The sequence below is a fragment of the Ponticaulis profundi genome, from assembly GCF_042659465.1.
Classification (GTDB): Bacteria; Pseudomonadota; Alphaproteobacteria; order Caulobacterales; family Hyphomonadaceae; genus Ponticaulis; species Ponticaulis profundi.
Map to the genome: position 1 here is coordinate 1 of NZ_JBHSSW010000018.1, position 11,986 is coordinate 11,986.

Consider the following 11,986-nt stretch of genomic DNA (forward strand, 5'->3'; position numbering starts at 1 on the left):
GGGGCGGCGCTTGGCCTCACCCGCGCCCCGGAGACGGCGCTGGAGCGGCTTCAGGCCGCGCGTGCATCGCGTGGGGCCGTCGATACCCCCTCGAGCGCGCTTGAACGGCTACAGGCCGCGCGGGCGGGGCGCGGTGAGGACCGAGGTGTGGAGATCGAGCGCAATATTGAGAGCGCAGGGCATGCCCTCACCCAACAGGACCGGGAGAGGGAACGCGTGCTGGAGCAGGAGCGGGCGTTGGAACGGCAGCGGGCCGCTGAGCGCGAAGGGCCCAGCCATGAAAGGTGAAAAGGTGATGGTATGTATGGATGCGGCAAAGGTCTGCTTGACTGTCCCGCTTGCCCGCTTGCCCCATGCAGACTAACAGACGGTAATCAGAAGAGTTTTGGTCAGATGAACTGACCTACGGCGGCAGGGGCAGCAGAATGGACATCAGACGAGGGCGCCTTTGCGCCGATTTCATATCCTGCCTCATGGTTCTGGCTGCCGTCCTGTCCCTGAGCGCCTGTGCGGCCAGACCCGGGCCCGAGGTTCTGCGCATTACCGAGGCGCACGTTCCCGGTGCACAGACCGTCACCGTCTATGCCGCCACAACCCGCGCACGGGCGGCCGGGAATGTGAATGTCTTCACCTCGGGTCGCGCCAGCCAGCCAAATTACGCGTCCTTTGACATCTCGGTGCCGCCCAACCACCAGCCGGGCCGGATTGAATGGCCTGAAGAGCAGATCGATCCGCAGACAAGCTTTGCTACAGTGGGACAAACCAATCTGACCCAGCAGGGCCTTCTGCAGCAGGTGGCGGGATCAGGGGACGGTAGGAAGGACGTGGTCATTTTCATTCATGGCTACAATTACAGCTTCCCCGAGGCGCTGTATCGGCTGACCCAGATAAAGGTAGATGGCAATCTGGACGAGACCCCGATTCTGTTCGCCTGGCCCTCTCAAGCCGCCGTTGCGGGTTATGTGGCCGACAAGGAATCCGCAACCTATTCGCGCGATGCGCTGACTGATCTGCTGGCCGCGCTGGCACGCGACAGCCGCATCGGCACGATCACCGTCTTTGCCCATTCGATGGGCGGCTGGCTGACGGTGGAAGCGTTGCGCCAGTTGCGTTTGTCGGGGCAGGACGATGTCTTTAACCGTCTGACGGTTGTGCTTGCAGCGCCCGATATCGACGTGGATGTATTCCAGGCGCAGATGCAGGTTATCGGCCCGATGACGCCGCCAATGACGGTGCTGGTCTCGTCCGATGACCAAGCGCTGCGCGTCAGCAACCGGCTGAGCCGCTCCCGCGCGCGCATCGGCGCGCTGGACATCACTGACCCGGCCGTGCAGCAGGCTGCGCGCAAGGCCCAGCTTGCGATTATCGACATCTCCAGCGTCGAGGCCTCGGACGGTCTGAACCATGACCGCTATATCAAGCTGGCCACCCTCTATGCCAACCGGCGCGACGAGGGGGGCGACACGCCTGGACCCGGTCTTCGCAGCACCGGTGCCTTCGTGTTCAACACGGTGGGCGCCACCATCTCCAGCCCCTTCTCAATCATCGGCGAGGCTTTGGAGGGTGGGTAAGACCGGGCCGCAGCCTGGGCGCCGACTAGGATCTGGCCGAGGGTGGCTTGCCGGGGCGGCCTTTGCGCTTGGTGTGCTGATCGCCGCGGCGCTTGTCGGTCTGACCGTTCGCTTTCAACTGGACGGTCCGGCGCGCTGGTTCTGGATCCTGGTCGTCGTCGCGACGGCGCTTGCCGTTCTGGCGCTGCGCGCGACAGGGCGACGCAGCGCCAGCCGGGCGGTTCTGCTGGCCTCCATTATCGGTGCTCTGGGCTGGTGGCTAACGATCCGGCCTTTGGGGGATCGGGACTGGGCAGCCGATGTCGCTTATGGCGTGACCGCGCGGATCGAGGGTCAGACCGCCATTTTGGACCACGTGCGCAATTTTGATTGGCGCAGCAAACAGGACTTCACCTCGCAGTGGGAAACGCGCCGCTATGACATCAGCACGCTGTCATCGGTCGATCTTGCCACATCGACATGGGATAATCCGGCCATCGCCCATACGCTGGTCAGTTTTGGCTTTTCGGACGGGGCATACCTGACCTTTTCGGCCGAGATCCGGCGCGAGCGGCACGAATCTTTTTCCGAGATCGGTGGTTTCTTCAAGAAATTCGAACTGGTGTTGATCGCAGCCGACGAAGCCGACATCCTGCGGCTGCGCACCAACATCCGCCGCGAGGATGTCGCTCTGTACCGGCTGAATCTGACTCCAGCGCAGCGCCGCGCGCTGTTCATGACCTATCTGGAGAAGGCCAACCAGCTGGCGGCCCAGCCCGCTTTCTATCATACGATTACCGCCAACTGCACTACAATCATCTTTCAGATGGCCCGGCTTGTCGCGCCGGGTATCCCGATGGACTGGCGCATCCTTCTGTCCGGCTATCTGCCAGATTACCTGCATGACCACGGGGTGACCGACGCCGGGCTGCCGCTAGAGGAGCTCAGGGCGAACGCCCGTATCAGCGCCAAAGCACAGCAGGCCGATCCCGCCATTCCCTATTCCATCGCCATCCGGGCTGAGGATCCGTCCAAGCGCTGACCGCCGCCGGGGGGGGGGCGCAAGGCGGCGTGCTCTGGCCTCCGTCGCCGCCCGCGCAAACGCCCGTTAAGCGCTCTCCAACTTGCCCCGGGTCTCCAAGAAGGGGTCGCTTGCTTGGACGTTCCGGTGTCGCAAACCTCGGCTCGATCGTGTTCGGTCCATACCCGGCTTAGATCTGGATGGAAATCGACAGATCTGCGCGTCCTTTTCGGCCAGCGTATGAGCGCCGGCGCAGTTCGCATTGCGCACGTAGGCAATGACGGGAACGCCGGCCTCCGGCAGCGCGCCAGCGAGAGCGCCGCCTCGGATTCCGGCCGCAAGCGTTACGAGGGCGGGCCTGTTTTTATCGAGTATTATCTAAAGTGGTTTTCCAAAAAATAGTCCCGGAGAGGTTCTGGGGCTAAGCATCCATGCCTAGGTTTATGAATTGCACAAAATTAAATTGTGCGCTATGTAAAAAACAGTGAGCGACAAAAGGAAGCTGTTATGAGTCATCTCTATACCACCAGAGTCACCGCAGTTGGTGGCCGTAACGGCACCATCAAGAGCGAGGATGGCATTCTTAATCTGCAACTGGCCATGCCCAAGGAACTGGGCGGCAAGGGTGGTGCCACCAACCCCGAACAGCTGTTCGCGGCCGGCTATGCCGCGTGTTTCGAAAATGCAGTTATTCATGTCACGCGCGGCCAGAGCGACAAAGTCCGTGACAATGCCATCGAGGTGGTCGGCGAGGTCGGCCTGCTGCCCAACGGTGCTGGCGGATTTAACCTGGCCGTTACGCTCTATGTCGAGATTGCCGGCCTCGATCAGGCGAAGGCTGAGGAGATCGTTCGCGCCGCGCACGCCGTCTGCCCCTATTCCAATGCGATTCATGGCAACGTCGATGTGAAGATCAACGTCAGCACGCGGGGATGACCATGGAGGGGACACAGAACGGGGATGCGGAAGGCGTGAACCGGGTCCTGCTAGAGCAACAGATCTGCTTTCGCGTCTATGTTGCCTCCAACCTCGTGACGCGACTGTATCGCCTGCATCTGGACGCGATGGGGCTTACTTACCCGCAATATCTGGTCATGCTGATCCTGTGGGAAACCGAGCTGCAGTCGGTCAGCCAGCTCGGCGACCGGCTGTATCTGGACAGTGGCACGCTGACGCCTCTGCTCAAGCGGCTGGAGGCCGCCGGGCTGGTGGTCCGTAGGCGTGACACGATCGACGAACGGCGGGTTCTTATTGCTCTCACCGAAACCGGGCGTGCCCTGCGCGAACGTGCGGACGCAATGCTTAGAGCATTGGAAGGAGAAACCTGCCTCTTGCCCGGAGACCTCGATGTGCTCGGTGAGCAGTTAGACCGGTACATCTGGGATCTCAGCGCACAACTGGGTACTCAAGGGCGGGTTGATGCCCCGCCCGTTGATTGATGACCTTTTGCGATCTGAAAAGATTTTAAAGGATCTAAGGCCAAGCGAGGCAGATCATCAACAAGCACGCTACACAAATGACTGCCTCCTATCAACACTGCACACTGAGCATTTTTGTCGCTTAGTGTTGACATGGCACTCAATGCCATAGCACACTATCCTATGAGTTTAATACCTGCCAACACCCATCTCTCGCTGCGCGAAAGGCAGAATGCCGCCGTCCGTTCTGAGATTGTGCAGAGCGGGATCAAACGGTTCCTAGACTGCGGCTTCGATGAGACGACGACGGACGAGATCGCGGACGATGTTGGTGTGTCCCGGCGGACTGTGTTCCGCCACTTTCCAACCAAAGAGGACATCGTCCTCAGCGGGCCGTTAGCATCCGTCGGCCAACTCAGGGCAGCCGTGGCAGCCTGTCCAGCGAACGAACCACCTCTTGTCTGCATGCAGTCAACCATAGTCAAACATGTCGCGGCCCAAGCTGAGCGCCACCCGGGCGCCCTCTTGATTGCCAAACTCATCGAGAAAACGCCCCGACTTCGATCGCGCAGCCACGAGCTCACAGACGCTTGGGAATCCGCTCTGACCGAGGGGCTGATCGATCGCAATCCGGATCAGGCGGCACAAGCGCCACTTATCTCCGTAGTGGCGGTGGCGACGGCGCGTTTAGGCGCTCGCCGCTGGTTAGCCGCCGACGGCGCTATCACCCTGACAGCGTCCATTAACCACGCCTTCGACGAACTCGCCCTCGTGGGACTTTAAAAAGTCTCCTCCTCTCCCTCCTCTCGATCGACCCCGTCATGACCGACCGCCCCCCTGCCAGATCTGCCGATGATCCGGCGGCAGCCACCGCTGGAAAGCCGGAGATGGAGATCCTCCATCCCGATCCTGCGGCAGCGGCCGCTCCGGCGCGCAAGAACCCGGCGAAGAAAATCGCACTGGTCGTGATCCTCCTACTGGGCCTGCTCATGGCATGGTACGTGGCCACTGATCGTCTAGCACCCTATTCTTCGCGCGGGGCGGTCGCCGCTTATATTGCGCAGATCGCACCGCGAGTTTCCGGGCAGGTGACGGAAGTCCTGGTTCAGGACAACGCCATCGTCAATTCGGGTGAACCGCTCTTCCGCCTCGACAGCCGGCCTTTCGAAATCGCCGTCCGTCAGGCCGAGGCCAATCTCGCACAAGCGACTCAGTCGATCGACGCGTCCTCCGCATCTCTCGTCGCGTCACAGGCGCAAGTGGCTCAGGCAAGAGCAAATCTTGACAACATTCGAGCTGCAGCGGAGCGGACCCTGGCTTTGGTGGAGCGCGGGATATCGTCAGGTGCACAGCGTGATGCGGCCGAAGCCGATTTACGCACGGCGGAAGCCCAGTTTAGCACGGCGGAGGCGAACCTTCGCAGCGCCGAAGCACAACTCGGGGAACTGGGGCAGGACAACCCACAGATTCAGGCCGCGCAGTTCGCCTTGGAACAGGCGCAGTACGACCTCCTGTCGACAACGGTCGTCGCGCCTGGGCTGGGCGTCGTCACGAATGTTCAGCTGACGTCCGGTCAGTATCTGGCCGCCGGCAACCCGGGCCTCACCTTCCTGGATGCACAAGGCGCTTGGGTTGTTGCGGACTTTCGTGAGAACCAGCTTGCCAACGTCAAGCCTGGAGATCGCGTCGGCCTTTTGTTCGATGCCGTCCCCGGTACGATTTTTCATGGCCGCCTCGACAGCATTTCCTGGGGCATCGATCCGGGGCGCGCCAGTGTGGGCGGCTTACCGCAGAACCAACCCGAGACGCGCTGGTTCGAGCCGGCCCGGCGCATGCCTGTACGCATCGAACTCGAAGGCGGCATGGATGCCTGGCCGGTGAATGTACGAGCGGGCGGCAAGGTCAGCGCGGTGATCTACACTCAGGACGACGACGGTCCGATAGCTTGGATCGCCAACGCGATGCACCATGTCCAGTCCACCTTCTCGTACCTCTACTGAGGGCGCGACATGTACGTTGTCCCGCGCCCCGAGGTAAACGATGATCCGCTGCATGCCGTCCGCCTCGCCTCGATGGCCGTCGCAACCTTTGCGTTAATCCCGTTCGTTCAACCGGCGATCCCACCGCTTCTGGTCGCGCTGCCGGTCGGTCTGATGGCCGGCATGCGCAAGGCTTTCGATCCCAAGAAGGCGTTTGGCGGTCCTATTGCCTTCATCGTCATGGTTTGGCTGATGGCCTCAATCGTCTCCTTCGCTCGGCCGATGCCGGTCGTGCTGGTGACGATCATGGGTCTCTTCTATTTCCTCGGCTTTTATCTAATTCAGAAGACCGGCAATCCGATGGGGATGCTGCTCCTCATCGTCACGGTGCTGATGTCTGTGATGGGGATGAGCTCAACGGCCGCCCTAGAGGTCATGCGCGACGGCTTCACCGAAGCCTGCATCGTAGCGGCGATCCTGATCCCGCTTCTCTACGCCATCTTCCCGCCGGCGGCGAAGGAGAACCTCGTCGAGATCTATACGCCGGCACCGGGTCCTCATGCGGCCAGCGCCCTGATCCGCGCTGGCGTCCTGCTTGTCATGAGCTTTTGGCTTTACACCGTCATCGACCTGTCGAACCTGATGCTGGCGGTCGCGGCAACCTTCGTCCTTGTCTTCCCGACGCGAGAGACATTATTCGCAGAGGCCAAAGAACGAACCGTCTCGACCGCGCTTGGCGCCTGCGTTGCAGCAATGATCCTATTTGTGCTGACCCTTAACGCGCATCTGCCGATCCTGCTAGGACTGGTCTTCCTCGCCGGCCTGTTCTTCGGCAGCCGGATGATGAGGGGATACTATCCGGGCATGGTCTATCAGTTCGGCATGTCAGTAACGCTCGCACTCGTTGCCGGCGCGCTTTCGACACAGGAACCCGCCTACGCCGCCATGACGCGTACAGTGCTCACCCTCGTCGGCGCTGTCGCCGCGGCCTATTTGACTGCCGTTCTCGAAGCGCTATTTCTGTCCAGACCCGCGCATCTGAGCGAGCCGGCGTCTCTCTTTTCCTAGTCCAACCGGCGTCCGCTTTCTGAGCATCAACGGCTGACACGGCAGGCTGACGAGCAGGCTAGGTTTCGCTAGGACCATAGTTGTTTTGATTTTAGAGTAGAGATATGTTGCTGCGTTTTTGGTTGCCGTGTTGACAACCCCCGGCTGATCCCCGCCCTCACTCTATTCCGCCGCATAACACCCATTACGGGCAGGCGCAGAGGGTCAGGGTTGAGCGGGGGACGTTTCGGACGGTCCGTTAACCAAGCTGAAACGCCTCTGCCGTATCACTGTCCCACTCCCCCGGTGCCGCCTCCTCCTCCCTGCGGCGCCGGTGACACACCAGCCCCCGGTCCTGCCGCTCTCCTCCTCCCTGCGGCCAGGGCCGGGGGTCTTTGCATGCGGGACTGAGGTCAGGCTGGGGCCGGTGGCTCATGGGCTATTGCTTCGCGTTCTCGGGCGCCTGTCCAGAGGCGTTGAGTAGTAGAGCCGAAGCGGTGAGGTGTTTGGAGATCCTGCTAGTAAGGTGTAACATGCGTAACTGTAAGCCTCACAGTAACATGAGGCGAATTGCAACACTGTGAAGGCAAGCGGTTACACCTATGAGTTACACCCTAGGAGAAGCTGCGAAGGCGGTTGGTTTCAGTAAGCCTACACTTTCGAGAGCTATAAAAAGTGGAAAGCTTAGCGCAAGGCGTCTGGATGATGGCTCCTATAGTGTCGATGCATCTGAGCTGGAGAGGTGGAAGGATGCTAACGGGCACAGAAACCGTGATGTGAAGCGAATTGCAACCCCCACTGAAACACCTGAAACACCTCTTGAAACCAATGCATTGCAGGCTGAAGTTGAGAGGCTTCGTGCCCAAGTGGAATCCGATCAGCGAGAACGCGGTTTTCTTGAACAACGCATCGAGGATCTGAAGGACCGGGCGGAACGAGCGGAACGCAAGGAAGACCAACTTCACGCGCTCCTGGCAGACCTACGACCCCAAACCATCGCCAAACCGAAGGGGTTCTGGAGCCGGTTGTTTGGATAGTCGCTAGCGCAGGCTTTCTTGCTTTCCACAGTAAGCTACAAAGGCGGCACCCGCATTTTTCGGTGGGTTCCCCTTAGCCGTTTCTGCCTGCGCAAAGGCCAGCCAATCAGCTTGAAGGGCGTGATAGTCCCGACCCTTTTCCCGCGCTAGAGCACGGGCCTTTTCCTCGGCCCAATCAGGTAGGATAATAGCGGGAGCGATCTGTGTTTTTGTGTTCCGGGGCCGGAAGATTACGAGATCATCGCCCGTCAGTTCAATCCGGTAGAAGGGGGTATGATCGTCGGCGATAATCTGGCGAAGGTTGAGCCGAAACTTCTTGAGGGGGGCATTGCTTCCGGTCTTTTCCTGAAGTTTGGCAAGGCCAATATGCCATTTTAGCTGGTTGCCACAATGTTTCCGCGCGATCTCGTAGAGACGGCGTTCCAGCGGGCGGCGTAGACGGAAGTAGTCATTCGAAATGGTGACGACTTGGTCAGAATCGATAGCCCGCATGAGCCAGTCGGACAGAACCACCTCGCAATAATCCAGCCGCCAAGAACCATCATCACGCATGACGAATCCACCTTCGTCAATCAGGCCAAAAATTCGGGTTTCCATACGGTCGCCCGTCCGAATGTCGGTCTTGAAGGTTGTTCCTCGTAGGCGCTTGAAGGCTTGCTCTAGGCGTTGGTAGCCGAGGTTGTTGGTAGGCCTGTTCGTTGAAACTAGCAGTTCTCGCCCCGTAAACCTGACGCGCTTACCGACCTTCTCACCCCGGTTTTTCATATGCATCAGCTGGCTGATACAGAAGATCAGAATGTCCTTGTCGAAGATGGTCGGCAGGCCGTTGTAGGACGGCGTAATCTCTAAGCGAACATCCCCAGATGCATAGTGCAAGTGGCGCATGTCTGGCTTCGTCGCCAGTGAGAACATGGGGTGTTCCATCGACGCCGTATCATCTTTCGGCACGACATCGGCGATGTCGAGGATGAAGAAGTCTTTCTGAGGATGTCGATCAGGAAGTAGGGCCATGCTTAAGCCGTAGCATAAATTCGCACTATCAGGAACCAACATTTCGCACTATCAGGAACCGCCGCTGTTCGCACCTTTCGGAACCAAAATTCGCACCTTTCGGAACCCTAGTTCGCACCTTTCGGAACCCTGTGGATAGTTTTATTTTTGATAAACAGGCGACTATGGGGAATTTTCAGACCCGTAACTTACTCCGTAGGTAACACTATTAACACTAGGAGATATGGTGGTCTGCTTGACATTTTTACGAAATGTAGCCATGTTTCTACAATAACCTGATGAGGAGGGGTGAGCTATGGAACTGACAACGATCACCAGCCGGACGTTCAACCAAGACGCCAGCGGTGCAAAAAGGGCTGCTCAGAACGGGCCTGTGTTCATCACGGACCGTGGCAAGCCCGCGCATGTGTTGCTGAGCATTGAAGCTTACAGGCGGCTTACAGGGCAGCGAGAGAGCATCATTGATCTGCTGGCTGACACGGAAGCGGCAGAGGTCTCTTTTGAACCTAGTCGACTGAGTGGCCTCGCGAAGCCGGTCGATTTGTCCTGATGTTCATTCTCGATACGAACGTGGTGTCCGAACTGCGTAAGGCAAAGGCAGGTAAGGCGGATGCCAACGTCGTAGCCTGGGCGGCAGGTCAAGACCCGTCAGCCCTGTTCCTGTCGGCCATTACGCTTCTGGAGCTTGAAATGGGTATCAGGCAAGCCGAGAGGCGTGACGGCGCTCAGGGGGCCGTTCTGAGAGCCTGGATGACGGATAGGGTGCTCCCGGCATTTGAGGGGCGTATCCTGCCGGTAGACGGCCCTGTGGCGCTCTGCTGCGCTGCTCTGCATGTTCCTGACCCCCGCAGCGACAGGGACGCCCTTATCGCTGCGACAGGACTTGTTCATGCCATGCCAATCGTGACGCGCAATGTGGCCGATTTCGCGCCGACAGGCGTGCAGATCATCAACCCATGGGACATCGCCTAGGACTTAACTCAATTGGACTCACTGAGCTGTGTCCTGCCAGATGACACAGGCCAATCGCTCACCGGACGGCAGGGTTTCCCCACCAAGGGTTTTGCAGTCGCGGTGGGCTGCATCCTGGCGCAGCGCGGACCCTGCATCCCAGAGGTGCTGGAACTTGGTCGCCGGCTCGCGGGCAAAGAACCCCACAGCACCGCAGAGAGCCCCTATGAGGGCCATGGTGCCCATTCTGCGCCACCGACCCTGCTGGTGAACCTCCATGACCCTCAGGAGCCGCTCTGCGGCGCTGTGGAAGGCTTTGCTGGCGTCCTTCTGCGCCACAGCGGCGTCTCCGGCCCTGTGGGTGATTTCGATGGATGTCCCGCGCATCTCGCGTGCGGCCTCACTGACGGCATGCAGGGCGGCGCGATCCTGCAGCAGTGCCTTGTCCAGAATGGCGGCGATCTTCTTGCCGTTAGTCTCCCAGTCCGTGTTCTTGACGACCGTGGCCATGTAGGTGCGGGCATCCTTCACCGAGGCCGCTGTTGCTGCTGCCTGGCGCTGCACGTCGATCAGCGTTGTGGTGTTCTCCGCGGTGACGGAGACCAGGGCTTCCAGCATCTCGTCCTGGGGTGTGGGGGCGGCGGCAGGGTTTCTCAACTCAGCCATTGCGCGCGGCCTTCTTGTCGAGGCTGGCCAGGAGCTGCTGAATGTCTTTCACATCGAGGTCGCGTGTCACCCGGTCGCGCAGCAGGCCTGCCAGCTTTGCGGCAGCGTCAGGTGTTTCCAGTGCCGCCTTCACGACGACAGCCCCGACGATAATCTTGCGGCGAGTGTCGCTGGCCTTCTGTCGGGTCTTGAGGCGGTTCAGCTTGGCCTGTGCCTCGGCGATCTGCTGGTCAATGGTCCTGGGCATTTTGAAATCCTGTGGTCGCTCAATAGTTGCAAGTTTGGATGCCCAGAGCATAGGGTGCAAGACACGAAGTGCTCACCTATACGTCGCGAGCGACGTGTGAGCGAAGGACCGCTGCGCATCCTTTCGAAACCAAGCCAGGAGGGCGATCATGGCGATTTATCATTTTGACGCCTCGGTGATCTCCCGCAGCAAGGGTCGGTCCGCGACCGCCGCAAGCGCGTACCGTGCCGCCGAGCGTGTCGTGGATCGCCGCACCGGTGAGATGCACGACTACACCCGCAAGCACGGTGTCGAGCACACCGAGATCCTCGCCCCCGCGCATGCGCCGGATTGGGCGCGTGATCGCTCTGCGCTGTGGAACGCCGTCGAGCAGATCGAACGCCGCAAGGACGCGCAGGTCAGCCGCGAGGTCCGCGTGGCCCTACCTTCCGAACTGTCGGTTGAACAGAACCGCGATCTGGTGCGCGGGTTCGTCCAAGAGCAGTTCGTCGCCCGGGGGATGGTCGCTGACATCGCCCTTCACGCCCCGGGGCGTGAGGGAGACCAGCGCAACCACCATGCGCATATCATGCTGACCACCCGAGAGATCGGACCCGAGGGGTTCGGAGCCAAGAACCGCGACTGGAATGCCAAGGAGCTGCTGGTGGACTGGCGGTCGTCCTGGGCCGAGCACGTCAACCGGACGCTCGAGCGCTGCAGCGTCTATGAGCGCGTGGATCACCGCACCCTGGAGGCGCAGCGCGCGGAGGCGCTGGAGCGGGCTTCTGTGGCCGAGCACAACGGCGACGAGCGGGTCCGTGTCGCAGAGATGACGCGGGCGGTGGAGTTGGACCGCCCGCCCTTGCCCGATGTCGGCGCCCGGGGCTGGAGCATGATGCGGCGCGGGATCGCCACACCGGCCTCCGATCGCTGGCAGGAAGTGCGCGAGATCGGCCTTCAGGTCCGCGAGGTGGCCCGCGAGTTCCGGACACAGGCCCGCGACTGGCTGGAGCGGACCCTGGACCGGGTGCAAGAGCGCGGGGCGGCGCTTGGCCTCACCCGCGCCCCGGAGACGGCGCT

General features: G+C 60.6%; 15 protein-coding genes and 1 pseudogene. 13 read left to right on the plus strand and 3 right to left on the minus strand.

The window, feature by feature from the left end; all coding sequences use genetic code 11:
* The 10 genes and pseudogenes from ACFQDM_RS13265 to ACFQDM_RS13310 all read left to right on the plus strand — a co-directional run.
* A partial coding sequence (locus ACFQDM_RS13265; RefSeq protein ID WP_377379825.1) for a hypothetical protein occupies positions 1-288 on the plus strand: 288 nt, incomplete at its 5' end.
* A 137-nt stretch (positions 289-425) separates the two neighbouring features.
* Positions 426-1,571 carry an alpha/beta hydrolase gene (locus ACFQDM_RS13270; RefSeq protein WP_198144886.1) on the plus strand — a complete coding sequence of 382 codons (1,146 nt, stop codon included), beginning with the start codon at positions 426-428 and terminating at the stop codon, positions 1,569-1,571.
* Between the two features lie 73 nt (positions 1,572-1,644).
* Complete coding sequence (locus ACFQDM_RS13275; RefSeq protein WP_377379828.1) at positions 1,645-2,592, plus strand: Lnb N-terminal periplasmic domain-containing protein; 948 nt, start codon at positions 1,645-1,647, stop codon at positions 2,590-2,592.
* 486 nt (positions 2,593-3,078) lie between these two features.
* Positions 3,079-3,507: an organic hydroperoxide resistance protein gene (locus tag ACFQDM_RS13280; RefSeq protein WP_045983995.1), complete on the plus strand. Its 429-nt coding sequence runs from the start codon at positions 3,079-3,081 to the stop codon at positions 3,505-3,507.
* A gap of 2 nt (positions 3,508-3,509) precedes the next feature.
* Positions 3,510-4,010 (plus strand): MarR family winged helix-turn-helix transcriptional regulator, encoded by a 501-nt coding sequence (locus ACFQDM_RS13285; protein WP_045984000.1) that lies wholly within the window; start codon positions 3,510-3,512, stop codon positions 4,008-4,010.
* A gap of 132 nt (positions 4,011-4,142) precedes the next feature.
* Positions 4,143-4,772 carry a TetR family transcriptional regulator gene (locus tag ACFQDM_RS13290; protein WP_120445326.1) on the plus strand — a complete coding sequence of 210 codons (630 nt, stop codon included), beginning with the start codon at positions 4,143-4,145 and terminating at the stop codon, positions 4,770-4,772.
* A gap of 38 nt (positions 4,773-4,810) precedes the next feature.
* Positions 4,811-5,989, plus strand: coding sequence for an HlyD family secretion protein (locus tag ACFQDM_RS13295; RefSeq protein WP_239441416.1), 1,179 nt, complete (start codon positions 4,811-4,813; stop codon positions 5,987-5,989).
* A 9-nt stretch (positions 5,990-5,998) separates the two neighbouring features.
* Complete coding sequence (locus tag ACFQDM_RS13300; protein WP_045983993.1) at positions 5,999-7,036, plus strand: FUSC family protein; 1,038 nt, start codon at positions 5,999-6,001, stop codon at positions 7,034-7,036.
* Between the two features lie 581 nt (positions 7,037-7,617).
* Positions 7,618-7,761 (plus strand): annotated as a pseudogene (locus ACFQDM_RS13305) (helix-turn-helix domain-containing protein); the annotation flags it as partial.
* Between the two features lie 30 nt (positions 7,762-7,791).
* The gene (locus ACFQDM_RS13310; RefSeq protein ID WP_377379839.1) at positions 7,792-8,052 is read left to right on the plus strand and encodes a hypothetical protein; all 261 of its coding nucleotides are present in this window, start codon (positions 7,792-7,794) and stop codon (positions 8,050-8,052) included.
* Between the two features lie 3 nt (positions 8,053-8,055).
* Here the strand turns inward: ACFQDM_RS13310 and ACFQDM_RS13315 are convergent, their stop codons facing one another.
* Positions 8,056-9,063 (minus strand): replication initiator protein A, encoded by a 1,008-nt coding sequence (locus tag ACFQDM_RS13315; RefSeq protein ID WP_120445313.1) that lies wholly within the window; start codon positions 9,061-9,063, stop codon positions 8,056-8,058.
* A gap of 295 nt (positions 9,064-9,358) precedes the next feature.
* On the opposite strand from ACFQDM_RS13315, the gene ACFQDM_RS13320 reads away from it, so the two are divergent.
* Positions 9,359-9,613: a type II toxin-antitoxin system prevent-host-death family antitoxin gene (locus tag ACFQDM_RS13320; RefSeq protein WP_120445315.1), complete on the plus strand. Its 255-nt coding sequence runs from the start codon at positions 9,359-9,361 to the stop codon at positions 9,611-9,613.
* The gene (locus ACFQDM_RS13325) at positions 9,613-10,035 is read left to right on the plus strand and encodes a type II toxin-antitoxin system VapC family toxin (protein ID WP_377379833.1); all 423 of its coding nucleotides are present in this window, start codon (positions 9,613-9,615) and stop codon (positions 10,033-10,035) included. Before ACFQDM_RS13320 ends, ACFQDM_RS13325 begins: the two co-directional genes overlap by 1 nt.
* 18 nt (positions 10,036-10,053) lie before the next feature.
* On the opposite strand, the gene ACFQDM_RS13330 is transcribed toward ACFQDM_RS13325, so the two are convergent.
* Positions 10,054-10,680 carry a hypothetical protein gene (locus tag ACFQDM_RS13330; RefSeq protein ID WP_120445318.1) on the minus strand — a complete coding sequence of 209 codons (627 nt, stop codon included), beginning with the start codon at positions 10,678-10,680 and terminating at the stop codon, positions 10,054-10,056.
* A complete protein-coding gene (gene traD, locus ACFQDM_RS13335) occupies positions 10,673-10,927 on the minus strand; it encodes a conjugal transfer protein TraD (protein ID WP_377379835.1) in 255 nt (84 codons plus the stop codon). The genes ACFQDM_RS13330 and traD overlap by 8 nt, the downstream gene beginning before the upstream one ends.
* A gap of 148 nt (positions 10,928-11,075) precedes the next feature.
* Here traD and mobQ point away from each other — a divergent pair.
* Positions 11,076-11,986: MobQ family relaxase (mobQ, locus tag ACFQDM_RS13340; RefSeq protein ID WP_377379837.1), on the plus strand; the 911-nt coding region annotated here is incomplete at its 3' end.